The sequence below is a fragment of the Bradyrhizobium sp. Cp5.3 genome (assembly GCF_000426265.1).
In the GTDB taxonomy this organism is placed as follows: domain Bacteria; phylum Pseudomonadota; class Alphaproteobacteria; order Rhizobiales; family Xanthobacteraceae; genus Bradyrhizobium; species Bradyrhizobium neotropicale.
In genome coordinates this window covers 168,800-192,472 of the sequence record NZ_AUFA01000009.1, presented here as the reverse complement: position 1 = coordinate 192,472, position 23,673 = coordinate 168,800, and the positions used below count along the sequence as shown (strand labels likewise).

Genomic DNA, 23,673 nt, shown 5'->3' with positions numbered 1-23,673 from the left:
CGCAATGTTAGCTTCGGCAGCACGGTCCTACCTCGAAGTGTCCGCGAAGTTGATCGAAAGCATACCTTCCGTCATGGTTCCGTGCTTTCCGTAAAGTGAATAATTGCATAAAATTTGACGATGTGTATCAGGTCATTTGTGGGCGCGGCAGCGATGGCTGCGCTCTTGCCTCACACCGCGATGGGTTTCAATTGGTGTCATGGCAACGCCGTAGGCGGCGATCTTGATGGTCTTCGGGCTTACATTTGGAAAGCCGCGACTTACTATGGTGTCGAACATCGGAAGACCGAGCAAGAACTCGCGACGGCCAGCGAGCCGGTCGAAGTGATCCACAAGAAATACGGAGCCACCGGAACGATTAGGTGTTCAGGTTTCAGGGGCACAGCTTCGGTTACCGTCAAACACAATGTAATTACAACGGCTGGCCACCTACTCGAACATGTCACACCCTGCGATCCAGTAGCAGCCGCCAAAGCTTGCACTTTCACATTGGCTGATTTGAATGGCAGTGAACATTCAATGAAGGTCATTGACCTTTTAGGCACTGGGCTCAAATGCCCTGCTATTAAAGATCAGAAGGACGATTGGGCGATTTTGAAACTTGAAGGAGTTGGCGCGATCGAGGTAGATCCTTACTCGGTGCCCGCACCACCGGGAGAGAACCTTACGATAGATTCCAAGCTAACCGAGGTCGCGCATTCGATCGATTTCCAAAGAAAGGACGCCCAAGGTAGAAGAATTTTTCCGAAACACATTCAGCGTGGCTGCTCAATCAAGAGAATAGAAGGCGGCTTTGATCCAAATTTTTATTTCAATGATTGCGATGCGAGTGGAATGTCTTCCGGCGGAGCTCTTCTTAGCGAAAACTCAGGGCGACTTCTGCTTGCGGCTATTTTTGTGAGTACCGTGGAGTCGAAGGAGCAAACGGCAAGGCAATTGGAGACGGGAGTACCAAGCAGAGGCAATTATAATCCCATGGGGTTTTGGCATAGCGGCGCGGTCGCCGTTCGCGGCGAATTTCTCAAACGGATTTTAGAGGTTACGAAGGCGAAATAGGATTACGGTGACACCCATTAGCCGGTCGGTCGTCAAGGGCGTAGCGTATTTTTTTTGGCAGCGCGAGCTGCCAAGTTCTTCATTCGTCGCTTTCAGCTGCCAGTGCTCGAACCGCGCCCGTTTCTTCGGTCGATGGCTGCGTCCGCATCTCGGATCGCGCCAGACACCCATTGGGGATCAAGCATCGGCCCAAGAAGTCCGCGGAGTGAGGCCTGTTCCCTGGCGGCGTGGCCGCCCAGGTCGAAGGGCTGTCTGTCGAACAGCACAGCGCTCGCGATGGTCTTCAAGCTCGTCGAGGGCGCGCAGAAAAGCTGGCGCCGTCTCGATGGTCGCAACCAGTTGCCAAAACTCGTTCTCGGTGTGACGACGGGATCGAGGTCATCGCCAAGCCGACCGACCGTCAGCCCGCAACCGCCGCTGCTGACCGGCTCCACCGATCGACGCTCCGAATATGTCCCTCTTACCAACTTTCCTTACTTCGAAGACTGAACTGCGGGCACACCCAAATCTTCGAGAACTGCGGCATCGAGCTTATTCACGCGAACGCGCAAGCCATGCGCTCCAGAGGAATCCGAATACTTCCAGCACCCGGTCATGATCGAAAAGAAACTCAAGTCGCCTTCGTCCTCGGTCGGACTGCAGCGACCAAGATGATGCCAATTTTCACCACGAGTCTGCGCTGTCCAATACGTTCGGCCTCCATGTCTGAGCCGAACGTTATCGGCTTCGGCTGTGAAATGTATGACAGGCACGGGCCCACCATAGACGGCGTTTGCTTTAGACCCAGTAAATATTGGCTCAGCCTCAGTATTTACCAGCTGGTCAAAAGTTGAAACTTGTGGCCGATCGCCCGTACCTGGATCGATAAAACCACCAATACCGAAGCCATGACCAAGCTCGTGCGCAAGAGTGGTCACCAAATCACGTTTGCCTTCGGGAACCGGATCGGTTCGTCGATCCGGATGTGGATCGATCCAAAGAGACTTAAGGTGGTTCGGATCAATTCTTATGATCACATCGGGCTGATCGGGTCGAAACGAATAGCCGGTTCTCAGTTTACTTGTGCCGGAACCTTCGAAAACGCTAACGTCTCTCTCATTACGCAAATGCTCCCAATGACCCGGGACGGCGCTAAGATGGCCCGACGTGGACCCTGCTGTCGACAATTCAATCCAGACTTGGCCACGACTCGCGATAAAGCGGCCCCAGTCCGTGACTGCGGCGTCGAGATTTGCCAGAAGCGCCGGCCGGTATGCGCCGAGATCATTATACGGATCGTTGAAGGTTACGCGATAGTCGATCTTACCGTACGCTGGAACACTGAAGAGAGGCAAAGGCCCTATAAAGAGCGAAAGCGTGAAGAGCGTAAAGCTGACAGTGATAAACAATTTGCGAATACTCGAGTTCATGAATTCGCTCTCCTCCTTCGATAAGCCGAAGATGGCCGTAGGTCTTGGCTGATGTTGATTCCGATTTCTTCGGAATCGCACACCAGGTCTCGTCGACGGACATCACCTACGGGGCTTCGTCTATATGGCCGTGGTGCTGGACTGGGCGGCCCGCCGGGTTCTGTCGTGGCGGCTGAAAGTGTTCCCCATCTTCTTCGATTACAAAACGAAGCCGTGCCAGTTCAGGTCTGAGACGGGGCACCAAATAAATATCACCGTGCCTCCGGCACGCCCAAATCCAGGAGAATTGCGGCATCGAGCTTGTTCACAAAGAGGCGCACGCCCTGAACCGAATTTGTAAATTTCCAGCACCCGCTCATGACCGAAAAGAAACTCAAGTCGCCTTCGTCCTTGCTCGGGTTGCAGCGACCAATGTGATAAAAATTTTCCATAGCATCAAGGTTTGCAAGATATCTTCGTCCAGCATGCGAGAGCCAAACGTCTTTGTCTTTGGAGTTGAAAAAAAAGATGAGAGGAACGGGCCCGCCATATACAGCTTCGGCTTTTGGTCCGGTAAACAATGGCTCAATCTCCGTCCTTACAAGCATTTCAAAAGTTGAAGCGGATTCGACAACCGGATCTTCGGAAAATTTCGGCAGGCGGCCTGTATTAGTGTCGATGAGACCATCAATGCCAAATGCATGACCAAGCTCATGCGCAAAAGCGGTCACTAAATCAACTTTCCCTCCAGGGACTGGATCGTTCCGTCGATCCGGATGTAGATCAATCCAAAAAATTGTCCGAAGACAGTTCGGATCAATTGTTATGATCACATCGGGCTGATCGGGCTTAACCGCAACGCCAGTTCTAAGCTTGTGTGGGCCGGAACCTTCGAAAACGTAAAAGTCTCGCTGCGGACTTAGACGAGCCCAATTCGGCGATGTCGCGCCAAAATGGCCCGGCGTGGGATTTACTGTCGACAACTCAATCCAGACTTGACCACGGCTAGCGATAAAGCGGGCCCAGTCAGCCACGGCGGCGTCCAGGTTTGCCAAAAGCGCCATCCGGTTTGCGGCAAGAGCATTTTTCGGATCGTTGAAGGTAACGTGATATTCGATCTTGGCGTTTGCCTGAGCGCTATAGAGCAAAGCAAAAATGGCAAAAAAAGCAGGTAACGACCTTGCAAACAAAAATAGATACATTGGCTCACCTGCCTGCGGTCTATTAGGCCAGCGCAACGTGTCATCGAATGTGATCGATCGATCGCTTGAGCGCCTCCAAGAACCTTCCAGACACACCGCAGTACTTCCCTGCGAAAACAAGGCCTCATCATACGTGTCTCGAGCTGCGATAGCCACAATTTCCTTCAAGGTAGAATTGAGGAGCCCAGTAGCCGGTCGCGAGCCATATCCGTGATGATGGGATCGTTTGTCTTCTGGCAGCATACGCCAATCATGCGTTACTCCCTCATTCGATTTAGGCGACTGCCTTAAGGATCTGCTTTGCCGCCATCGCACACAGGAGTGCGGAAATAATAGCGTCATAGCCTGCCAACGAAAGCCCGAAAATTGGAAACGGCTCCTGCACCCGATTGCAGAGAACGACGGGCTCGGACCCTAGCCGTTCATAAATGTCCTTTGCATTTCCGAAACCTGCAATCGTTCCCGAACAGCTAGTTGGACCGCTCCAAAACCCCCACTCAATACCGGCATGATAACCCGCCAGCAGAGCGTTGGCGGCGAACAATAAAGAAAGGCTGGCGCCCAGCCAAAATGATGCGGTCGGTCGCTCTCCCGTCCGAGAAAGCAACAGTCCAAGGGGTATCGCAGCGTAATACGCGTAGCGTTGTTCAAGGCAAAGTTTGCAAGGCTGAAGACCTAGCGCGAGCTGAAACCAAAACGCCCCGCCCAATATGATGACGGAGAACGCGGCCACGCCTACTCCAAGGTAAAACTGATCGTTGCGAGTCATCTCCGCCCGCTCTCAGGCGACGATGCATTGATGCTGCGGCTGATCTCGCTAGAAGACCCGCTGGTAGGCCGCTTCCGCTCGGATGATGTTACTGCATTGCCATTCGAAACAGCGTGAAGTCCGGCTGATGGTCTGAACGTGCGAACTCGATCGCTACAACCACCAGCGCGCCCGCGTCGTCGCGTATGAAGACTGGTGAGCCACTCGTGCCACCCGTAGTGGCGTCGTCGGTAATGAGTTGACCTCTCCATCGTCCCACCACTGGAAGAAGCTTCTTCGCCGAACATCACTGCACCTATAATGTCGCGGTTTGAATTTCGATCGCGCTGGGCCGAGATGCAGAAAGAGAAGATAGGCTAGTGGGTGGCGAATTCGTAGAACGTTTCTCTCCAAAATAGACGTCGCCTAAAGGCGTTGTATTCGATTTCGTAGCGTCCACTGCGGTCAATTAGCTTCGCGCCAGCTGTGAGGTAAGGGTTCGGAGGGTCGAAAGGATACGGGTCGTTCACAAAAAGCATCGTCGCACTACCGGCAGCATGATAGCCTACTATCAAGGCAACGTGCTGAGTGGTAACGCCCGGCTGAAAGGAAATGCCCGCAACAATCGGACGCCGAGCATCAATCTCTATAGCAATGTCTTGTGGCGAGATGGGATTTTCCGATAACGTGACGCTAATCTTGGGCGAGATTTTCCCGGTAAATTTTTGGGCCTCCCCTGGATATGTCTGAAACATATACAGCATAGTTTGTTTCCAATTTCGATCTGAAAAAAAACTACCTGCGGGACCGCCGCACTGTCTGCAATCACTCCAGCACGGGTTGTGGGGCCCAGCCAGAATCCCCACTAGGCCACATTGATAATTTCCATAGGGGTTGGAATTTGGAACGCCATAGTACTTGAAAACCATTTCTCCGATCGCCAACCAACACCATTCATGCGTCCCCTGAACCACTGGCGGAATAGGTAAAGTCTCGGCCGCAGTCGCCAAAGTCACCAAGGTGCAACCAACGATTAACGCGACGGAAGGCACAGCGATACGCTTCACTCGATATTCTCCCCTCATTTTTGCCCGGCAGTCACTCGTTACTGGCCGCAGTTGCTGGCATCGCCGCTATGGCACCAAGCGCGGCACGAGATCGCATTGCCGCAGCAGGCTTGGCCGGTCGAGCAATACGTTGATGACCATGATCCATTTTGGCAACGGCTCTCGCATTTGAAGCTACCGCGTTGCGACAGCTTCTGACCGCTTGCCTGCGCCGATACGCAAAGGTCCGAGGGTCACACTGGCAACGCAAATCGACATCTCCTTCAGTTTGAAGGCCGGCCCAAAGCCCGGGGGGCGCAAAAAGAAAATGGGCCTGTTTTAAGCGATGCGGCCATCATGTTGTGTCGGGCTCGACCCGTCGTGCCCCAAATGAGGTAGATGCGAGAGTGGCTGCCGTACCGATAATCACAGCAAACGGCGACAGCTGGAGCGCTCCGTGCGCGCATTCGAGACTTCTCAGGACAGCGGCAACCTGACCAGGAAACAGGCGCCGCCATAGGCCATGTCGGTCTCCTAAATGGAGCCGCCATGCGATGGGAATGGGGCTGTCGATTGCGCGCTGAATCGCCGATGGCGCCGCCGTTCGTACGTAACCCCGGCGCACAGGTCGTGCGGATCGATCATCCGATTAATCTAACAGGTATCACTCCGAGGGACGGCGCCCCTATTTCTTTCCGAGGCAAACGCAAACCGGCGCCCGCCGACCGTTGCTAACAATCGCTGGAGACCGTCGCTGCGTCAGAAAGCGGTCCGTGAGATTGGATCCTCACAAGTCCGGCCAAGCGTGCCCCTTAGCAGCCAATCATAGTTTTCCCATAGTAGATCGGCGTACACTTCCCTGACGGTGCGTAAGAAGGTGTTGGCGGAGGCGGAGGCGGCGGCGAACGCTGAGCGGAAGTTAGTCGCGAAGGCGCGCTATAGCTCGGCGAACCACCTGCGGCAGAGAGCGCGCTCAGGAAGGCCTGGACCTGGAGGGCTGCCTCCATCTCCTCGCGAGCGCGTTGCTCTCCGAGCTCACGGTTGAGCTGATCGACGACGTCTTTCATGTTGGCATTCGCCGCCCGAACGCGGGCTTCCGCCCGGGCCCGCTTGTTCTCGTCGTCCAGATTGTCCGCAACGCATGCATCCACCACGGAGGAGCACAAATTCACGCAGGCGTTCATGTAGTTGGCCGAGCCCCGGGCTTTGCTAGAGCATTGAGCGTCGCAACGCTGGGCATGGGCAGCACACCAATTGCGGATATCAGCCTTGTACCGGGCAACATTCGTCTCCACCGACTGCTGATGCTGCTGGCTGAGTGCACCGAGATCCGCCCGGTTTTTGGCGTCGGCATTTGCGGCGTCTGATGCGGCTGCCTGCAATTGCTTTGACAGATCGCGCGGTGGCTTCGAGCCTGCTTTAGGAGGCTCAGGACAGGAAAATTCGTAGGAGTATTCGGGATACTGACCCCTTGTCGGCCCGCACGCCATGATCATGTCGTGCTGCGTGCCGCCGTTCCGCTTTACGCCGGTAAAAACAGCCGATCCACCATCCGGGAGCTTGATATTGACCGACACGTCGCAAGCGCATTTGTTGGTCACGCGCGCGAAGGTTTGAATGTTACCAGACGAGCCACAAGACTCGGTCTCCAGATCCACCGATGGGCTGCAATCGAGCCGCCCCTCAGCGCCCGCCGCCCCCGAAGCAACAAGGGCCGCGAACAGGGCAGCGACCGGAATTATGGATTGGGGAAGATGGCTTGGTTGTTTCATCGTGCGCCCCGATCGCTATTTCGTCTGACCATACGTCGCTGCGGACACGAGTATGCCTAGCGCGTCACCTGCGTTTTTGACTTGCGCTGGACATATTCCAGAAAGGGTGAGCCCCTGACGTTGTTCCCGTTTCGGGGGGGAGGTTCCATAATTGCATTCTGTGCCGTTCCAGCTCTTGCAAGTCGACGGCCCCCTGGACTCGAAGGAGTCGATGCAAGGCTTGTCGACAACGCACCCAAGGCTGAGCGATCCGATGTTCTTATTGAGCGAGATATGCCCGATCGAGCTCAGGGCCGCAGCATACGTCGTCTGGCTAGCCGATTGAGTGGCCGCATTGACGCCGGGTATGGGGATGTCGGACTGGACCGGTTGTCCATTTGGGAACTTGAAGCCTTCGAAGGAGTGCTGGGTCTCCCTGACACGCAGTGTCGCGCGATCTCCGAAGGATTCATGCTCATACTTGAAGTAAAGCGCATACCCCTCACGTATGGGCTCGGAGGGACACTTCAGCGCAAGTTTAAAAAGTTCCAGGGCCTGGTCAACGAGTGCCGCACTTTGAGGAGCGTTGTCTGGTTCGATAACCTCAATCCCCCTCGCCACACTCAGTGCGGCTAGACGGGCGGTGTACAAGGAGCGAATGCACCCAACGTCGGTCAAGCACGATTTGCGCTTGGGCAGAAATGCACGCTGGTTTTTCCGTTCTTGTTCAATGGTGGCGGCCGACACCTCTCTGCCCCTCAGAATATCCTGGTACTCTGAATTCAACTCTTCATCTAGCCGGGAGAGAGTGGCGTCGGAGCAGACTGTCTTTTCGTCCGGCAGAAGTTTGCTGCTTGCACAATTGAACCATGCAGCAGAGGCGGGTTCACTGATCGTCAAAAGAGCAAGACTTGGTATCAGAAATACTCTGCGCATTATTCGGTTGGCTCCGTCGGACAGCGGCTGGGCTTGGAATCGACCAGGTTCTTGCAAACGCATTTTCGGGACCGGTGTCACCGTAATATGCAAATCCGGGCAGCACATCGAATTTATTGGCGAGCATGGCAAGCGTTTGAGCAAGCGTATAATCACAAATTGGGATTCTGGATTTATTGATGATTGGCTCGTCGCCGTGAGGGCAACGACTCGTCTCATCGATGCGAGGATGAACGGACCGCATGTCGCCGTCATCCAAATGGCATTCGCGGAATGCCGGGATCAGCGAGGTCGCACAGCCGCAATGCGCGACAGCGCAAACAAATCCAAATGAAAGCGTGGCGCCGACTAGGGTCTCTCGACGAGTAAGCATCGTGTCTCCAGACCGTTACCTGCTCGCCTCGCACGAACCGCGCACGTAACCGCGGCATCCGCCGGAAGAGCCACCGCCTCCACCGCCTGACGGCGCTGGCAGCGAGCTTGAGTACGCCGAAATGAAGCCCTGCAGGAAGCTTCCCAGGGCTGCTTCGGCGATTGCGCGCTGCTCTTGCTGCGCTTCGAGCTGGCGCATGAGCTGCGCCTGGCGTCTTTCCTCCCGTTCCTGCTGCAACTGGGCGCGGATCCTCGCCTCCTCCTGGTGCGCAGCGATCAGGTCATTACGCTTCTGCTCGAGCGATTTCAGAAAGTCTTCTTGCTGCTTCCCGTTGGTCGCTTCCATCTGCTGGTTGCGTGCCTTGGCTTTGTCCAGGCGAGCGGCGAAATCGTCGCCGCCGGAGCCCGTATCTTTGGCCGCGCCGGGCTGCAGGGGTTTGGCCGCGTCCTTTTGGCGCTGGTCTGCCGCCGCGCATTTGGCGATCCAGTCATTGTAGTCGTAGACAGTCTGATTTTCCTCGTCGACCTGGCGACGGCATTCCTCGACCTGCTCGTAGCATGCATGCCACGCCTTGCCGGGCGCCTCGTATTTGGCGTCGCAGGCCTTGGTGACACTCATGTTCGGATTGCAGCGAGCGTTCGCATCGATGATGGACACCCTGGTGAGACTGGCAGGGCATGCCCGACCAATCTGGTTCTTCATGTCCGAAAGCGAGATCATATCTGCGTTCGCATGTGACGCGAGGAACAGGATGATCGCGGCAGACATTGCGCATTTGAGCATGGGATCACTCCCGAGGAGTCAATTCGATTGCGAGATGAAGGCAAGACCGTCGGCCGCATCCTTCGCGGCGCTGGCGTCGCAAAGATCAATGTAGAAGGAGTCGATATATTCCTTCCTTTGGCTGTTGACGCTGATGTTGGCGCAGATTCCGTTCTCGTCACAGCCGGAATCGACATAGGCATGAGCAAGGCAGGCTGGCTGCTTGCAGCTCACGGTCAGCCGTTTGCCGGCTGGCGTGAAGCTCAGAAGCGAAAGAAACGAGATGTAGGTCCCGCCGCGAAACCCGTAGGCGGCGGAATCCGCCGCGGTTTCAGCCGAGGTCCGCTGGAAGAAGACTGAGAATTTCTTGTAATCGCCGCGCCATTCGATTTCGTCCGCCGATCGCGCGGTTGCCGTGGTCGTCACGGCTGTCTTGCACGCGAAAGCCTGCTGAACGAGCTGAAGCGCCTGATCCTTTTTGTCATCGGCCGAGGCCGTCGACAAAGCCCCGGACAGAGCGACAACAGCGACCGCAAGGAGCAGTGCAACAGACAAGCGCATGACTAAACCCTCAAAAATGCTGTCGGCAGTTATTTCTTCATATCCTCGAAGCCCGAGCCGGTGGGTTTCAGTCCTTTGCAGGCGTCGGGCGTGGGCAGAACAGAATCGGCACCGCAGGTTTCGCGGAGCAGTTTGGCGGCTTCCTTCGCTCGCTGCGCCTCATTCTTCGCGACGGCGTCGTCCAGCGGTTTTCGCTCGGCCGCCAGCGCCTTCTTCATACAGTCTTCATATCGTGCGCTGACGCCCTGGAAGGCGCACCAGGACGCATCAGAGGCGTCACGACACTCCCTGAAGGCAGAGACCTTGGCGCCACCACAGGACGGGACGAACTCAACGAAATCGCCGTTTTTAGCCATCCAGTTTCGCTCCGAGCAATCCTTGCTCTTCTGCAGAATGGCGTTGGCGTATTCGTTTTGCTGGCGTTGATAGGCGCGGCATTCGTCCTGCGATTTTGGATTAGAAGGAGGCACCGGCGGTCCCTCCGCCGATGCTGCGTTGAGGAAGGCGAACAGTATGAGGCACCACAGTGCGGGAAGAGAGGCCAAGAGCCTGCCAGCGTCATGAACTACCGAGCGCCCCCTGCAGCCCCCTCCCGGGACGCTCGATAGCCATGTCGCTGGACCGCCGCTGATCGTCATTTCAGAATCTACATGCCCGCCGCGGCTAGTAGAAACCTCGTCAGGCCGGCCTCAGCCGTACGACGGACAATCTCGATCCGGTCCTCCATGCTGATGTTTCCCCGCAGGTCGCCGATCCGGATGGCCCGGCCGGACAATAGGTCCGAAACGGAATCCTCCATCCTGCCGGGAAACTCGATGACAGATGCGCCATAATGGATCGACACCGTCTCGTTGCGCTTCGAGACCAGATGGTTGCCGGGCTCACGCGCCTGGACGACGGTACTGTCGTCGATCTTGGCGAACTCGATGGTTCGTAGGAGCTGACCCTCCAGAGGAATATCGGACGTTCGCGAGAACTCGTCGGCAAAACTTGCCGCGACCTTGTCGAAATCGCTGCCATCCGCAAATCGCCTGAGCAGTGAAGAGAATTGCTCCCTGGCCTCCGACACCTTGAACCTCCCGGTCTCGAAACCGATCGGAAGACCCCGCCTGAAGGAAACGTCGCGCGCGATCACCTCTCCCAAGGATTCAATCAAGAACTCGCCCCAGGACCTTGTATGGGCTCCTAGCGTGATGTGGAGGGAAAGTTCGCCGGTGCTTTCCGCGCGGTGGTAGACGCCGCGCGGGATGTAGAGGAGATCGCCCTCATGCAGTTCGAACGTCGCGGTGACCGGGCCCGCCGGCGCAAAGCCAGGTTCGTCGTGATGCTGGCCTGGCATCGGCAGTTCGAACGAGGACTCGAAGAGCTCCCACTTCTTGCTGCCGCAGATCTGGAGGACGAAGACGTCGTGGGTGTCGAAGTGGGTGTCGAAACCGCCCGAGCGGGGCGGGGTCAGATAGAGATTGGTCTGAAACCGGATGCCAAGCTCGCGACCAAGATTCTGGCAGAGCTCCCGCAGCGTCTTGATGCGGCTGTTCATCTTATCGAGGATGACCGTGGCCCCGTCCGCATAGAGCTTGCAGACGGCGACAGCGTCGATTTTGGAGCCGGAATGCGTGTAGTCGGATGCTTCCAGCTTGGCGCCCAGCTTCGTCAGCCGGATCTCGGGAAATTCCACGCTCGGCGAGGTCAGAACTTCGTCGATGTCCTTGAGCGATAGCAGAGAGCCGTAATAACCCGCCGTCCCACGTCGTATAAGGAGCGGCTTTTTCTCCCACATGTCATCCAGGAAGTGGCTGGCGTCGTGGGGTGAGACCAGCCACTCTAAATTGGTATAGCCCATGATGCACCGATCGTCAGTCGCGATCGTTATTCTGCTTCATGTCGTTCGAACGCGAACGGTCACCATCGGCATAGCGCCCCTGGTTCGAGATCGGCGCTTTGATGTCTCCGTTTTGATAGTAATCGCGATCGTTGACGGCCTTCTGATCGCTCATCCTCCGCCGTCCCTGTGCCAGTGCCGAGCCAGCGCCGAGCAGCGCGGCGGAGGTTGTGACGCCAATACCGAGAGCCGCCATGAAAGAACGCCTCGTGGTCGCACGGTGAACCTTGATGCCGCTGGTCCCTTCGGTTTTGTCGTCGGTTTCCTTGCTCATCGCTTATCTCCCATTTCACACGCTAAAATAGATTATCGCTCATTGGAGCGACTCGTGTTGCCATCACTGGAGTTCGAGTTGAAATTGCGCATCGTGTCCGAAAGTGTTTCGCTGGCGCAATTCCAGCAGTTCCGGACAGCCTCGCCGGTCGTTTGGGCACGGTCGGTTTCGTTTTCCTGGCCGAGCATCTTCTTGCCGGCATTCTTGAATTCGTCGAAGCACTCGCGAGTGACGCTCGAGTTGCTATCGCAGGCGACCGGCAAGAGCGACGGATGGGGAGGTGCGTGAAGGCCGATAAAGGCCAGCGTCAAGGGGATGAAAATGGACATAAAATTCCTTGCAAAGATTCCATTCAGAAAATTAAACCGGCGTTGCCAAACGGTCTGCGGGACACGCCATACGATAATGCTAGGGTGGATGTACGCGCGCGACATCACCCGTTTGAGGTATCCATCGGAAAATCCGGCAATAATGGTTGGCGACTACGAGCCCGATCCTGTTGGCGTTGCAATTGCTTCGGTCACCTAGCGGTTCCCATAGCGAGCCATGGAGCTCAGCAGGGCGACCAGCTCGGACTGTCGGCCGATACCCATCTTCGCAAATATCCGTTTGAGGTGGGTGCGCGCTGTCTGCTTCGAAATCAAGAACTCGCCCGAGACGTCGTCCAGGGAGGCGCCGGTCGCCAGACGGGCGGCCAGCTTAGCTTCGGTTTGCGTCAGTCGGAAACCAGACTGGAGTACGGCTTCGGGTGCGTTCCGCCGCTCTTCCGGGTCAACGAAAATCACGATGGCCTGGCAGTCGGCAAGCGCGTTGGCGGCGACGGCAGACAGCCTTGCCGGGTATGCCATGAGCGGCGACCTACCCGTGCGCGGCAGGGCGACAGGGGGCGCCATTGCTGCGCCCGTTGGCCGCCACATCACCTGATTGATGGCGCGAGCGAGCGCGGAAGATGCCGCCGCATCGAAGGAGATGATCTTTCGGCCGCAGACCCGGATATCGCCCTGGAGCACGGTTTCCGCCGCCGGGTTCATCTGATAGACGTCGCCTTGACGGTTGAGTAGTGCGACGGCCGTATTGCTCAGCTCGAAGGCATTCAAGGCGCCTTTGACGGTCGACGTTGAAAATGCTCGCGACAGTGCGGCGCTGGTGCTCAAGGACCGGGAGAGGGTCCCAAGGAGGGACTTCTCCTCGGATGGAAACGGTCCTTGCTCGATGCGTCGCTGGATAGAGAGGCACCAGACGTCGGTTCCGCACGCGACCTTGACACCGGCAAACCATCTTAGACCGTGGGGAGCAAGAAATTCCTGGTAATAGGGGTGCTTCTTGATGCTGTCGGGATCGATGATGTCAGTATCGTCGACCACCCCGTCCTTCATCATGAGGTGGATGCCGGCATGGCGATGGTCCCTCAGGTGCCAGCCATCCCGGAAGTAATGCTCCGCAATGTCACCCAGCCATCGTGTAGCAGGAACGTTCGGGATGACGGCTCCGGTGATGGGGAGAAGGGTGGCGCCGAAACTTCCCGTTTCCCGGGTAACCACATCCAGAGCTCGGACCCACTGCGATGGATCGACCGCAGCTTCTGCGAACGCACTTTCGATACGACCTAGATCGCCGAGTTCCAAGCTGGCCCCCAACAGCATGCAAGATTAGGCTAGTGGGTGCGTTTATCGTGAGTCAATACGAAACGCGAAACCGCAGCTTGAGGATCCGTTGTCGCGCTCGCGATGCTGCACCGCAAGCAGCAAGGGTTCGTCATCGCTCTCGAAGCTTCTCAGGGCGGAGGTCTCGGCCCGATGCCCGCACGATCGGAACTAGCCTAACAAGGGAGGCCCCCCGGCTCTGCCTGGGAGGCAGCAGAAGTTTGACGTTTCCGGCGGTCGTCCACCGACGAAACTCGCGACTCGTGAGCCACCACGCGCACGAGAAGGAGTTTCGCGATGGACGATTACGAGAGCCTAAGCCACAGCAAATGGGAGTGCAAATATCACGTGGTCTTCATTCCCAAGTGTCGCAGGAAGACGCTGTACGGGGAGTTGAGGCAGCATCTTGGGGACGTGTTCCGGAGATTGGCCATGCAGAAGGAGTGCAGGGTCGAGGAGGGGCATTTGATGCCCGACCATGTTCACATGATGATTTCGATCCCACCCAAATATGCGGTGTCGCAGGTGATTGGATACATCAAGGGCAAGAGCGCCATCCATCTGGCGCGGGTCTATGGAGAGAAGAAGCGCAACTTCGTAGGGCAGCACTTCTGGGCTCGGGGATACTTCGTCTCGACCGTCGGTCGAGACGAAGCGGTGATCAGGGAATACATTCGCAAGCAGGAGGCCGAAGATACCCGGCTCGACCAAATGAACTTGTGGCGCTGAGGCCGCCTTTAGGCGGCCAACAAAATCGGGGCCGCGTTAGCGTCCCCACGGCCGCTTTGAGCGGCCCAATTCCTAAAGCCCCCGGCTTTGCCGGGGGATACTTACCTTCAAGGTCATGTAGCGAAGGTGAAGGGTATCCAAAAACTGTCACCTCCGGTTTTGCAAACAGCACCAGTTCATCTGAACCCGATTTGGCGGCTTACTTGCTTAATCCAAATTTCTCAAACTTCTGAATGCTATCATCGCTATGGGTCACGAGTAGATTGTCGCCCTTTAGATCTATCCGTTTGAGATGATCCATCCTGAGGGCATTGCTATGATCACAAGCTTGACGCGCTTCCAGAGCGGAGTCGCGCTCTGTTTGTTCTTTTCGCTCGGCTCCAGCTCCTGGATCGGCTCCAGCTCCAGGAACCGCTTTGCTACCGACAGACTGATGAGGACAAGCCATCGTTGTTACGCGATGGTAGCCCGTGAGTTCTTCAAGGTTTCCGTCAGCCGTTTGAACATACTCCGTTGAATGATAGTTGCAGCCGTCATAGAAACCCAATCTGATGAATCGTTGGGTCGACTCTTCGTTCTCAGACCGAGCGGCTCTTAGAATTCTTTTTTGGACCCATTGTCTTTCAGACGTCTGATCAAGGGGACTGTAGTGGGATTCAATAAACTTGTGGACCGGGGTAACACTGTCGCCAACGCTGATTCTATCGTACTCGGCGTCGCAAGCAGTTGATCTGGTGGGCTCGTCAATGATGCGCCATGTACCCGCCAATTTGTCGTCCTGGGCGTAGCCGGCATCGACTATCCCGAACAAGCACAAAGCTAAAGCCGCTCTACGCAAGTCCAACTCCCAATCGTTGCTTGGCAGAAGGCTATTTCGCGAGCCATCATCGGCAGTCCCTTTATATCAGATCAAGGATGGATTGGAAAGCACGGTGAGAAAGGCCTGCCCCGCCCCGACGCTTCACCTTACGCCGTCTGTTGAGTGAGCACTGAGAAGTCTGGCTTCGTGTCGCGGGACTCTTAAAATCCGAACCGTCGCAAATAGAAACGGCATTTTGTTTCTAGTGCCCACACCTCCTCACTCGCCTATCAGACAGACGCTTCGATTGAATTCGCCCAATCTGAGGCAGCATGATCGTGTTTGGCGGGGGAGGCTGATTTTTTTTATTGGGCTGTTGTTCGTCGCGCTCTTGCTCACTTCGGCGCCCGCGCGCGCCGGCAGTCGTGTAGCTCTGGTGATCGGCAACAGCGGTTACCAAAATGTCCCTATCCTTCCCGATCCGGCAAACGACGCCACAGACGTGTCGGCATCGCTGAGACGGCTCGGTTTCGACGTCAAGACGTTGACCGATGCCCGTTACGACGACATGCGGCAAGCGCTGAACGACTTTGAGCGGCAGGCTAAACTGTCGGGGACCGGATCAGGTTCGGTCGCCGTACCGAATTGGCTGGCCATCGAATCATCAACGGCACCTGCGGCAAGATTGAGCATATTGAGCAGGACGGCCGCGACCAAGCCAACATCACCGCGCGTATTGGCCGGCACCGCGTCTCGTTCTCGACGAGGGGTATCGCTGACGAGCACGGCCACGCTCGCCTCTCTCATGATTACGCAACGACCGTCTATCAGTCTCAGGGATTGACTGCCGAGAGCTGCACGGCGGTGATCGATCCGCGTTACGACCGGAACTCGCTCTACGTCGCTGCCAGCCGGGCCCGCGGAGTTCTGTCGCTGGTCATCGACCGTGCCGAGATCGACGCCCATGTCAAAGCTGCCCGCTCGCCTGAAACCAGGCAGAGAGACGTCACCGCCGCGGAGCGCCGAGCCCTCCTGCTGAAATTGCTCTCACGCGAGAGCATCAAAACGAGCACGATCGACCCGTCCGAGCTGGCGAGAGCCGCCGCAACCGGCGACCGCGACCACCAGCGTCGCAAGAAGCGTGAGCTCAGCCATGAGCTCTAATCGCTCTCCAGCAAAGCCGCGGCCCTCCGATCCGGAATTCTGGACCGTGGAGAACGAATTGCCCAATCCGATCCCGGTCTCGAAGGACGAGCTGGACGCGATCGAGCGATATTTCGGCGACTTGCTCGACGCGGTCTTCGATCCCAAACCCCGCACGATGCCGACGGTGACTACGGCACATCGAAAAGGAGAGAAGCGATGACCACCCATCCGTTCTACGAGCCCCGCATCCTGAAAATGGAATTGGAGAAATTCGCCGACATCGCCGTCGACGGCGGTGTCTGGCTGGTTGGCGAGGTCCTGGCGCAGGGTCCCTCAATGAGCTGCGAATTCACTCCCGATACTCGCTACGTCTTCAAGCCCAGGCATCGGGAGGCGGCGATCATCGAGCTTCGCGCGATCAACGAGGAACTGCGCCACCGGATCTTCATCGCGGGATTTCTCAGGCTGCCCAACAATGGCGCGCAGGCAACGTTTCGGTACGTGTGTGAGACGCACACCGAGATGCTGCACGAGGCGTTCCGCATCGAATGGACGCGCCGCCACGGTAAGATGATCGATGTGAGCAAGATGCGCAGCAAGGCTGCGATCGAATTGCTTCACAAGCTCGCACCGCCCCGCTAGACTCGATCCATGACTTGAGGCAGGGGGCAATATTCTCATGGCACGCAAGCATCTTCACGCATTGGAAGCGCCCTCGACGAACGGAGTCAAGGCGACGCGAAACGTGCTCATCTACGTGCGCGTATCGACTGACGCTCAGGCTCAGAATGCCCTCAGCCTGATGGATCAGGAGAACCAACTGGTTGCTCGCTGCGAGCGAGACGGCGAGAATGTCGTCGGCATTTTCCGCGACGAGGGTGAGACGGCCACAAATATGAAGCGGCCCGCGTTCGAGCAGATGATTGCGCGCGCAACCGACGGCACGCGATCGGTCGACGCCATTCTCGTCTACTCGTTTTCGCGCGCGTTCCGAAACCAGTTCGAGCAGGAGCTCACCGTCCGCGCTCTGCGCAAGCACAAGGTTGAACTGATTTCATTCGCCGAGCCACTGACCAATGATGCGAGCGGAGATCTGTTCAGGAAATTCATCGGTATCGTCAACGAATTCCAGTCCGCGGAAACGTCACGCGCGACAACGCGCACCATGAAGGAGAACGCGCGCCGTGGATTCTCCAACGGTGGCATCATTCCATTCGGATACAAGTCCGTCGATGCCGAGATCATCGGAAACAAGCAGAAGAAAAAGCTCGCGATCGAACCGGTCGAGGCCGAGATCGTCGTTCGCGCCTTCGACCTTGCCCGGAACGGCGATGGAAACTCCGGCCCGCTCGGCACGAAAAAGATCGCGATCTGGTTGAACGAGCGCGGCTTCCGTTCGAGGAACGGCTCGTTGTTCGGCACTGGAACTATCCACGAGATTCTCACGCGCGACGCCTATACAGGGGTTCGCCGTTTCAATGAGTTCAACCGCAAGGGCGATGGCGAACGCAAGGACGCCGCCGAAATCGTCGAATATGATGTGCCGACGATCATCGATCGTACCTTGTTCGACGAAGTCCAGGCCCTTCTGGTTGCGCGGCAGCCGCGAGCCAAAGGGCCGCGTCTGACCTCGGCGCCCTCCTTGCTCGGCGGCCTGGTGCGCTGCGACTGTGAAGTATCTTGCGCGTTGACGACCGCGACAGGCACCTCCAGGACCGGAAAGATATACGCCTACTACAAGTGCATCCAAGCCACCAAGCAGGCGCGCCACAAGCAGGGCGACGGGACGAGCTGCGTCAACCGAAAGGTCCCCCGTCCGGTAATCGAGAAGCTGGTTGTTGAGGCTCTGACCGATCAGTTGCTACAGCCGGGATCGGGTAACTTCGATCCTGCTCGCCTTGAAAGCCCGGCGCGACGAACGGCAGGCTTCCGCCGATCGCCGGATCGTCGATCTCGCTCGCCAGGCTTCCGATGCCGAAGAGCGGTTGGGGCGCCTCTACGCGGCGATTGAGGCGGGTACCGTTTGACGGCACCGATCCGACCCTCAAAGAGCGCGTTGCGGCTCTGAAAGCCTCCCGGGACAGGGCGGTGGAAGCGCTGGATTATGCGAAGAAGTCGAGCGGAGCGCCCATCGAGATTGACCCCGTCGCTGTCGATCGGTTCACCCGCCTGTTGCGCGAACAGCTCACCTCCGGCGATGTCGCCGCGCGGAAGGCCTATCTTTCGAGCATGGTGGACGCGATCATCGTATCCGAAGACAAGATCCGGATCGTTGGTTCAAACGACAACATCCGGTTCACCTTTGGACCGGACGGGCAACCGACGCCCCGGGTTCGCAAATCTGTTCAGGAATGGTGCCCAGGGGCGGAATCGAACCACCGACACTGCGATTTTCAGTCGCATGCTCTACCAACTGAGCTACCTGGGCGTGCTCCAAGAGAGGGGCCAAGGCCCATCGAGCGGGCGGTTTATAGTGGGCTCGGAGCGGCCTGTCCACCCGGCTTCGCCAAGAGGCTTCGCCGGGCGCGGCCCAGCTGTGCACAAGATGAGGCGGGGCTCGACGGGTGCGGATGACGATGGACCAGACTTCACGTAACAGATTGATAATACATCACTATTCGACGTCATCCGTCCCGTCATCGCGGCCGGGGATGACGTAGGAGCCCTTCAGCCAGCGGTTCAGGTCGACGTCGCGGCAGCGCGAGGAGCAGAACGGACGGGTGGCATGCTCGGCGGGCTTGCCGCAGATCGGGCATTTTCGCTTCGGGTTGGCGGGCTTTTTGACGTGGTCGTCCATGATCGGGGCAGCTTACATGAGGTTAGGCAGTTCAAGAGCCTGTCGGCAAACGGGTTCCACCAGTGGACGCGCACGCGTCGCCGCCAGAGTTCCACGGGGACTACTCTACTTTGCATGGGGTTGTTTTCGAGATTTTTGTCGGCGCGCGGCCGGCGCCGCCTTCGTGCTCACACGCCGGCGGCGTTGAGCCAGCCGAAGCGGATCGGGAAGCCCTCGCCGCCGAGCAGCGCGGTGGTCTCGTAGAGCGGCAGGCCGACGACGTTGGTGTAGGAGCCGACCATCTTCACAACGAAGGACCCGGCGATGCCCTGTACGGCGTAGCCGCCGGCTTTGCCGCGCCATTCGCCGGAGCCGATATAGGCCTGGATGTCGTCCTCCGAGAGGCGCTTGAAGCGGACGCGGGTCTCGACCAGGCGCTGGCGGAAGGCCTCGCGCGGCGTCACCAGGGTGATCGCGGTGTAGACGCGGTGGTTGCGGCCCGACAGCAGCCGCAGGCACTGCGCGGCTTCGTCCACGAGGTTGGCCTTGGGCAGGATGCGGCGGCCGACCGCCACCACCGTGTCGGCCGAGAGGATGAAGGCGCCGCGCAGCTCGTCGTCGAGCTGCACCGACTTCAGCGCCGCATCGGCCTTGGCCCGCGCCAGGCGGTTGGCGCAGGCGCGCGGCAGCTCGCCCCGCTTCGGCGTCTCGTCGACGTCGGCGGGCCTGAGCGCGTCCGGCTCAATGCCGGCCTGGTTGAGCAGCGACAGGCGTCGCGGCGAACCGGAGGCAAGAACGAATTTGGGGCGGCCAAGCATCAGGTGATTTGAGGGGGCGAAGCAGGGGGTGAATTGCGCGCGGAACCTATCGGAAGGGGGCTGATTTCACAACCCGGGAACCCGGACTTAAGCGATTCGGTGGTGCCATGATGCGTGTGCCTGCGCACTGTGACGGGGGTGTTACGGGGCTCGGGGTTCCGGACGGGGCGCGAGAGTTACCCGCTCGCCGCGCCCGCCTTCGCAAAGCGGCGGCGGATGCGCAGCAGGAGCTGGTCGCAGACCTCGCGATAGGCCGCGAGCTTCTGGTCGCGGCTGCCCTCGGTGGTGGTGGGGTCCTGCGTCGGCCAGTATTCGACGTCGGCAGCGAGCGTTCGGGTCAGATCCAGCGCCTTGTGATGCGCCTCCGGCGACAGCGTGATGATGAGATCGAAGTTGAGCCCCTCCCAATCCTCCAGCTCCTCGAAGGTCTGCGGCCTGTGGGTGGAGATGTCCTGCCCGAGCTCGGCCATCACGGTGACGGCGAACGGATCGAGCTCGCCCTTCCTGGCGCCGGCGGATTTGACGTAGAGGCCTTGCGGAAACATGTGCCGCAGCAGGCTCTCGGCCATCGGCGAGCGCACGCTGTTCATCGCGCAGGCGAACAGCACCGATTGCGGATCGCGTGCGCGTGGCGGACCCGCCATCGCACTTAGCCCTTCCAGTGCAAGACAGTAATGAGCGTGAACAGCCGGCGCGAGGTCTCGAAGTCGACCCGCACCTTGCCCTTCAGCCGCTCCTGGAGCGTGCGCGAACCTTCGTCATGGATGCCGCGGCGGCCCATGTCGATGGCTTCGATCTTGTCCGGCGTCGCCGTGCGGATCGCCTGGTAGTAGCTGTCGCAGATCATGAAATAGTCCTTCACGATCCGCCGGAACGGCGTCAGCGACAACAGATGTGCGACCACGGGCGCGCCGTCCCCTTTGCGGATGTCGAACATCAGCCGGTTGCCGGTGATGCCGATATGCAGCGTGAACGGCCCCTGCCCATCCGCGCCATCAGGCGCGAACAGGTTCTGCTCGATCAAATCGTAGATCGCGATCGCCCGCTCGTGCTCGATGTCGGGCCCGGAACGGCCGATCGAGTCCTCGTCGAGGGTGACCGCGACGATGCGATTGCTGGAGTCGTCCTGTTCGGGCGAGCTGGTCATGACAGATTGAGGCGCAATCCAACCGAGCGCGAATGGGCTTCCAGCCCCTCCGCCTTGCCGAGCGTCATCGCGGCCGGACCCAGCGCACGGAGCTGATCCGGGCCGCATTTCAGAATCGAGGTGCGCTTCATGAAATCATGCACCGACAGCCCCGAGGAGAATCGCGCCGAGCGCGCGGTCGGCAGCACGTGGTTGGAGCCGCCGACATAGTCGCCGATCGCCTCCGGCGTATGCGCGCCGAGGAACACCGCGCCGGCGTTGCGGATCTTGGCGGCGAGCGCATCGGGATCCGTCGTCATGATCTCGAGATGCTCTGCGGCGATCGCATCCGCGAGCGGGATGGCGTCGTTGAGATTCTTCACCACGATGATGGCGCCGAAATCTTGCCATGAGGCGCTGGCGATCGCGGCGCGCGGCAGCGTCTTCAGCTGCGCAGCCACAGCGGCTTCGACATCGGCGGCGAGGCGCGCGGAATCGGTGATCAGGATCGACTGCGCGCTGGCATCGTGCTCGGCCTGCGCCAGGAGGTCGGCGGCGATCCAGTCGGCATTGCCGGTGTCGTCGGCGATGACCAGCACCTCGGAGGGACCGGCGATCATGTCGATGCCGACCTTGCCGAACACCAGCCGCTTGGCGGCGGCGACATAGGCATTGCCGGGGCCGACGATCTTGGCGACCGGCGCGATCGTCGCGGTGCCGTAGGCGAGCGCAGCCACCGCCTGCGCGCCGCCGACGCGATAGATCTCGCTGACACCGCCGAGCCGGGCCGCCGCCAGCACCAGCGGGTTGAGCCTGCCGTCCGGCGCCGGCACCACCATCACGAGCCGCGCGACGCCGGCAACTTTTGCGGGCACCGCGTTCATCAGCACCGAGGATGGATAGGCCGCGGTGCCGCCGGGCACGTAAAGGCCGGCGGATTCGATCGCGCTGTAGCGCCAGCCGAGCTCGACGCCGAGCGGATCGGTGAAGCGCTCGTCCTTCGGGAGCTGGCGGCTATGGTAGGTCTCGATGCGGTCGCGCGCGAGTTTCAGCGCATCCAGGGTTGCGGCATCGCAGACCTTGACCGCGGCCTCGATCTCGGCCGCGGAGACGCGAAGTGCGGATGCAGCCAGCGTCAGGCGGTCGAACTTTGCCGTCGCCTCGATCAGGGCGGCATCGCCGCGTTTCGCCACGTCGTCGACGATGGCGCGCGCGGCGGCTTCGACATCGGCCGAGACCTCGCGCTTGGCGGCGAGGAAGGCCGCAAATCGCTGGTCAAAATCGGCGCTGCTGCGGTCGAGACGAACGGGCATTTTGGCGTGGCTTCTGGCTGGTCTTTTGGGGCGGATCGGCTCACCCGATCCCCTGCTCAATGGCGCGGCGGGGAAGCGGCGTCAACCCTTGGTCACCCCTTCGGGGATGTCGCTGGTATACCGCCGAGCGCCGGTTTCACCCCTCCCCCGCGATCCCCAGCCCGGTCCCGAGCACATCCGCCCCCAAATCGGTCAGCTCGCATTCCAGGCACTCGACATCGAGACGGATGGCGCCGCCATCGGCGAACAGGAGCAAGGCACTGCCGCCGGGCTCGTCGGCGCGGCCGTCCCGGGGATGAAACTCGATGCCGATGAGGTCCAGAACCGTCTCCGGCGCGGCGAGATCGATGTTGCGCGACTTGCAGGCGAGCACGCGGTCGAAGCGGAGCGCCGCGACCAGCCGGCGCGGCTCGGCCTCGCCGTCCAGCGTCTGCTCCCAGTCGAGCCGGCTCATGCCGACCACCAGCCGCTTCTCGCCCTGCCGCCAGATGATGTCGGCGGTCTGCACGCGGGCATCCTGCACCTGGGTCGAGATCACGGCGAGATCGTCGGCGTCGAGCGCGATCATCTTGAGTTGGGGAGACATCGCCGGCACCTCTCCTTCGACGCGGAATCAGCTCAACGCGCGGGAGCGCCAAGATTTCCGCGCAAGCTACCCGGCCGGCGGGCTAGAGGCCATTGATATCGACCATCTCCAGCACGTTCCGCGGATAACCCTCCCGGGCGACCCGGATCATGGCGCGACCGACCTGCTCGGTCGAGGTCACGTAGCTGGGCGCGAGGCGGCGCAGCACCGACCAGAGCGGCCCGGTCACGGTGTAGACGGCTTGCACCCAGGCCGTCTTGGAGCGCGCGCCGTGCAGCGGCTGGATCGCGGCGGGCCGGAACATGTAGGCGGCCTTGAACGGCAGCTTGAGCAGATCGTTCTCGGTCTTGCCCTTGATGCGGGCCCACATCCACGCGCCGTGCTCCGTGGAATCGGTGCCGGCGCCGGTGACATAGACGAACGTCATCCGCGGATTGAGCCGTGCGAGCGTCGTCGCCGCCGCAAGCGTGATGTCATAGGTGAGATGGCGATAGCGCTCCTCGCTCATGCCGATCGAGGAGACGCCGAGGCAGAAGAAGCAGGCATCGAAGCCTTCGAGCTGCGGCGCGATGTCCGCATAGTCCAGAAAATTCTGGTGGACGATTTCGGTGAGCTTGGCGTTGCGCACGCCGGTCGGGCTGCGTCCGACCACGAGCACGCGCACGATGCCGCCATCGATCAGGCATTCGCGCAACACGCCCTGCCCGACCATGCCGGTCGCGCCGAAGATGATGACCTTCATCAGGATATCTCAGCAG

At 59.2% G+C, this 23,673-nt stretch carries 27 protein-coding genes, 1 tRNA gene and 2 pseudogenes; 8 read left to right on the top strand and 22 right to left on the bottom strand.

Features of this window, described 5'->3' with window-relative positions:
- Positions 1–153: 153 nt before the first annotated feature.
- Positions 154–1,056 carry a hypothetical protein gene (locus tag K289_RS50440; protein WP_156917978.1) on the top strand — a complete coding sequence of 301 codons (903 nt, stop codon included), beginning with the start codon at positions 154–156 and terminating at the stop codon, positions 1,054–1,056.
- A 234-nt stretch (positions 1,057–1,290) separates the two neighbouring features.
- A pseudogene (locus K289_RS48645) lies at positions 1,291–1,478 on the top strand (IS256 family transposase); the annotation flags it as partial.
- Positions 1,479–1,529: 51 nt separating this feature from the next.
- Here the strand turns inward: K289_RS48645 and K289_RS51565 are convergent.
- From K289_RS51565 to K289_RS0114830, 13 genes are all read right to left on the bottom strand, one after another.
- Positions 1,530–2,465, bottom strand: coding sequence for a hypothetical protein (locus K289_RS51565; protein ID WP_198024714.1), 936 nt, complete (start codon positions 2,463–2,465; stop codon positions 1,530–1,532).
- 251 nt (positions 2,466–2,716) lie between these two features.
- Positions 2,717–3,646: a hypothetical protein gene (locus K289_RS50435; RefSeq protein WP_156917977.1), complete on the bottom strand. Its 930-nt coding sequence runs from the start codon at positions 3,644–3,646 to the stop codon at positions 2,717–2,719.
- A 274-nt stretch (positions 3,647–3,920) separates the two neighbouring features.
- Positions 3,921–4,415, bottom strand: a complete 495-nt coding sequence (locus K289_RS0114880) for a disulfide bond formation protein B (protein ID WP_051310580.1) — start codon at positions 4,413–4,415, stop codon at positions 3,921–3,923.
- A 356-nt stretch (positions 4,416–4,771) separates the two neighbouring features.
- Positions 4,772–5,461 (bottom strand): papain-like cysteine protease family protein, encoded by a 690-nt coding sequence (locus K289_RS48640; RefSeq protein ID WP_198024708.1) that lies wholly within the window; start codon positions 5,459–5,461, stop codon positions 4,772–4,774.
- Between the two features lie 791 nt (positions 5,462–6,252).
- Complete coding sequence (locus K289_RS0114870; RefSeq protein WP_027552253.1) at positions 6,253–7,212, bottom strand: hypothetical protein; 960 nt, start codon at positions 7,210–7,212, stop codon at positions 6,253–6,255.
- Between the two features lie 865 nt (positions 7,213–8,077).
- Positions 8,078–8,500, bottom strand: a complete 423-nt coding sequence (locus tag K289_RS50430; RefSeq protein WP_156917976.1) for a hypothetical protein — start codon at positions 8,498–8,500, stop codon at positions 8,078–8,080.
- A gap of 15 nt (positions 8,501–8,515) precedes the next feature.
- Positions 8,516–9,283 (bottom strand): hypothetical protein, encoded by a 768-nt coding sequence (locus K289_RS0114860; protein WP_027552251.1) that lies wholly within the window; start codon positions 9,281–9,283, stop codon positions 8,516–8,518.
- 18 nt (positions 9,284–9,301) lie between these two features.
- Entirely contained in the window at positions 9,302–9,688 is a 387-nt protein-coding gene (locus K289_RS0114855; RefSeq protein WP_156917975.1) for a hypothetical protein, read from the bottom strand.
- 164 nt (positions 9,689–9,852) lie between these two features.
- Positions 9,853–10,368 carry a hypothetical protein gene (locus K289_RS50425; RefSeq protein WP_156917974.1) on the bottom strand — a complete coding sequence of 172 codons (516 nt, stop codon included), beginning with the start codon at positions 10,366–10,368 and terminating at the stop codon, positions 9,853–9,855.
- A 101-nt stretch (positions 10,369–10,469) separates the two neighbouring features.
- On the bottom strand, positions 10,470–11,666 hold the full coding sequence (locus K289_RS0114845) for a cupin domain-containing protein (protein WP_027552248.1): 1,197 nt from the start codon (positions 11,664–11,666) through the stop codon (positions 10,470–10,472).
- A gap of 13 nt (positions 11,667–11,679) precedes the next feature.
- The gene (locus K289_RS0114840; RefSeq protein ID WP_027552247.1) at positions 11,680–11,979 is read right to left on the bottom strand and encodes a hypothetical protein; all 300 of its coding nucleotides are present in this window, start codon (positions 11,977–11,979) and stop codon (positions 11,680–11,682) included.
- 32 nt (positions 11,980–12,011) lie between these two features.
- Positions 12,012–12,308 carry a hypothetical protein gene (locus tag K289_RS0114835; protein ID WP_027552246.1) on the bottom strand — a complete coding sequence of 99 codons (297 nt, stop codon included), beginning with the start codon at positions 12,306–12,308 and terminating at the stop codon, positions 12,012–12,014.
- 195 nt (positions 12,309–12,503) lie between these two features.
- Entirely contained in the window at positions 12,504–13,604 is a 1,101-nt protein-coding gene (locus K289_RS0114830; protein ID WP_198024707.1) for a helix-turn-helix transcriptional regulator, read from the bottom strand.
- 315 nt (positions 13,605–13,919) lie between these two features.
- Here K289_RS0114830 and tnpA point away from each other — a divergent pair, with 315 nt between their 5' ends.
- Positions 13,920–14,351, top strand: a complete 432-nt coding sequence (gene tnpA / locus K289_RS0114825) for an IS200/IS605 family transposase (protein ID WP_027552244.1) — start codon at positions 13,920–13,922, stop codon at positions 14,349–14,351.
- Between the two features lie 199 nt (positions 14,352–14,550).
- Here tnpA and K289_RS50420 read toward each other — a convergent pair whose 3' ends face one another.
- Entirely contained in the window at positions 14,551–14,898 is a 348-nt protein-coding gene (locus tag K289_RS50420; protein WP_156917973.1) for a hypothetical protein, read from the bottom strand.
- Between the two features lie 517 nt (positions 14,899–15,415).
- On the opposite strand from K289_RS50420, the pseudogene K289_RS53065 reads away from it, so the two are divergent.
- From K289_RS53065 to K289_RS44405, 5 genes and pseudogenes are all read left to right on the top strand, one after another.
- Positions 15,416–15,754: pseudogene (locus K289_RS53065) on the top strand (caspase family protein); the annotation flags it as partial.
- Between the two features lie 41 nt (positions 15,755–15,795).
- Positions 15,796–16,314: a hypothetical protein gene (locus K289_RS52255; RefSeq protein WP_027552242.1), complete on the top strand. Its 519-nt coding sequence runs from the start codon at positions 15,796–15,798 to the stop codon at positions 16,312–16,314.
- Positions 16,304–16,516 carry a hypothetical protein gene (locus K289_RS0114810; RefSeq protein WP_027552241.1) on the top strand — a complete coding sequence of 71 codons (213 nt, stop codon included), beginning with the start codon at positions 16,304–16,306 and terminating at the stop codon, positions 16,514–16,516. The genes K289_RS52255 and K289_RS0114810 overlap by 11 nt, the downstream gene beginning before the upstream one ends.
- Complete coding sequence (locus K289_RS0114805; RefSeq protein WP_027552240.1) at positions 16,513–16,938, top strand: hypothetical protein; 426 nt, start codon at positions 16,513–16,515, stop codon at positions 16,936–16,938. The genes K289_RS0114810 and K289_RS0114805 overlap by 4 nt, the downstream gene beginning before the upstream one ends.
- A gap of 37 nt (positions 16,939–16,975) precedes the next feature.
- Positions 16,976–18,307, top strand: coding sequence for a recombinase family protein (locus tag K289_RS44405; protein ID WP_051310579.1), 1,332 nt, complete (start codon positions 16,976–16,978; stop codon positions 18,305–18,307).
- Positions 18,308–18,648: 341 nt separating this feature from the next.
- Here the strand turns inward: K289_RS44405 and K289_RS0114795 are convergent.
- The 8 genes from K289_RS0114795 to K289_RS0114760 form a co-directional block, all read right to left on the bottom strand.
- Positions 18,649–18,724, bottom strand: a tRNA-Phe gene (locus K289_RS0114795).
- Between the two features lie 186 nt (positions 18,725–18,910).
- A complete protein-coding gene (gene yacG / locus K289_RS0114790; RefSeq protein WP_027552239.1) occupies positions 18,911–19,093 on the bottom strand; it encodes a DNA gyrase inhibitor YacG in 183 nt (60 codons plus the stop codon).
- A 167-nt stretch (positions 19,094–19,260) separates the two neighbouring features.
- Positions 19,261–19,890: a Maf-like protein gene (locus K289_RS0114785; protein WP_027552238.1), complete on the bottom strand. Its 630-nt coding sequence runs from the start codon at positions 19,888–19,890 to the stop codon at positions 19,261–19,263.
- Between the two features lie 176 nt (positions 19,891–20,066).
- Entirely contained in the window at positions 20,067–20,534 is a 468-nt protein-coding gene (locus tag K289_RS0114780) for a low molecular weight phosphatase family protein (protein ID WP_027552237.1), read from the bottom strand.
- Positions 20,535–20,539: 5 nt separating this feature from the next.
- Positions 20,540–21,037 (bottom strand): UPF0262 family protein, encoded by a 498-nt coding sequence (locus tag K289_RS0114775; protein WP_027552236.1) that lies wholly within the window; start codon positions 21,035–21,037, stop codon positions 20,540–20,542.
- Positions 21,034–22,329 carry a histidinol dehydrogenase gene (hisD, locus tag K289_RS0114770; protein WP_027552235.1) on the bottom strand — a complete coding sequence of 432 codons (1,296 nt, stop codon included), beginning with the start codon at positions 22,327–22,329 and terminating at the stop codon, positions 21,034–21,036. The genes K289_RS0114775 and hisD overlap by 4 nt, the downstream gene beginning before the upstream one ends.
- Before the next feature lie 136 nt (positions 22,330–22,465).
- Entirely contained in the window at positions 22,466–22,915 is a 450-nt protein-coding gene (locus K289_RS0114765; RefSeq protein WP_027552234.1) for a DUF2948 family protein, read from the bottom strand.
- 82 nt (positions 22,916–22,997) lie between these two features.
- The gene (locus K289_RS0114760; protein ID WP_027552233.1) at positions 22,998–23,657 is read right to left on the bottom strand and encodes an NAD(P)H-binding protein; all 660 of its coding nucleotides are present in this window, start codon (positions 23,655–23,657) and stop codon (positions 22,998–23,000) included.
- Between the last annotated feature and the right edge of the window lie 16 nt (positions 23,658–23,673).

Coding starts and splice junctions, on each gene's coding strand:
- K289_RS0114780 (WP_027552237.1), bottom strand. CDS start 20,534: ATGGCGGGTCCGCCACGCGCACGCGATCCGCAATCGGTGCTGTTCGCC.
- hisD (WP_027552235.1), bottom strand. CDS start 22,329: ATGCCCGTTCGTCTCGACCGCAGCAGCGCCGATTTTGACCAGCGATTT.
- yacG (WP_027552239.1), bottom strand. CDS start 19,093: ATGGACGACCACGTCAAAAAGCCCGCCAACCCGAAGCGAAAATGCCCG.
- K289_RS0114835 (WP_027552246.1), bottom strand. CDS start 12,308: ATGTCCATTTTCATCCCCTTGACGCTGGCCTTTATCGGCCTTCACGCA.
- K289_RS0114845 (WP_027552248.1), bottom strand. CDS start 11,666: ATGGGCTATACCAATTTAGAGTGGCTGGTCTCACCCCACGACGCCAGC.
- K289_RS0114860 (WP_027552251.1), bottom strand. CDS start 9,283: ATGCTCAAATGCGCAATGTCTGCCGCGATCATCCTGTTCCTCGCGTCA.
- K289_RS0114880 (WP_051310580.1), bottom strand. CDS start 4,415: ATGACTCGCAACGATCAGTTTTACCTTGGAGTAGGCGTGGCCGCGTTC.
- K289_RS0114840 (WP_027552247.1), bottom strand. CDS start 11,979: ATGAGCAAGGAAACCGACGACAAAACCGAAGGGACCAGCGGCATCAAG.
- K289_RS0114810 (WP_027552241.1), top strand. CDS start 16,304: ATGAGCTCTAATCGCTCTCCAGCAAAGCCGCGGCCCTCCGATCCGGAA.
- K289_RS0114870 (WP_027552253.1), bottom strand. CDS start 7,212: ATGAAACAACCAAGCCATCTTCCCCAATCCATAATTCCGGTCGCTGCC.
- K289_RS50430 (WP_156917976.1), bottom strand. CDS start 8,500: ATGCTTACTCGTCGAGAGACCCTAGTCGGCGCCACGCTTTCATTTGGA.
- tnpA (WP_027552244.1), top strand. CDS start 13,920: ATGGACGATTACGAGAGCCTAAGCCACAGCAAATGGGAGTGCAAATAT.
- K289_RS0114805 (WP_027552240.1), top strand. CDS start 16,513: ATGACCACCCATCCGTTCTACGAGCCCCGCATCCTGAAAATGGAATTG.
- K289_RS44405 (WP_051310579.1), top strand. CDS start 16,976: ATGGCACGCAAGCATCTTCACGCATTGGAAGCGCCCTCGACGAACGGA.
- K289_RS51565 (WP_198024714.1), bottom strand. CDS start 2,465: ATGAACTCGAGTATTCGCAAATTGTTTATCACTGTCAGCTTTACGCTC.
- K289_RS0114775 (WP_027552236.1), bottom strand. CDS start 21,037: ATGACCAGCTCGCCCGAACAGGACGACTCCAGCAATCGCATCGTCGCG.
- K289_RS0114765 (WP_027552234.1), bottom strand. CDS start 22,915: ATGTCTCCCCAACTCAAGATGATCGCGCTCGACGCCGACGATCTCGCC.
- K289_RS50440 (WP_156917978.1), top strand. CDS start 154: ATGGCTGCGCTCTTGCCTCACACCGCGATGGGTTTCAATTGGTGTCAT.
- K289_RS50435 (WP_156917977.1), bottom strand. CDS start 3,646: ATGTATCTATTTTTGTTTGCAAGGTCGTTACCTGCTTTTTTTGCCATT.
- K289_RS0114785 (WP_027552238.1), bottom strand. CDS start 19,890: ATGCTTGGCCGCCCCAAATTCGTTCTTGCCTCCGGTTCGCCGCGACGC.
- K289_RS0114760 (WP_027552233.1), bottom strand. CDS start 23,657: ATGAAGGTCATCATCTTCGGCGCGACCGGCATGGTCGGGCAGGGCGTG.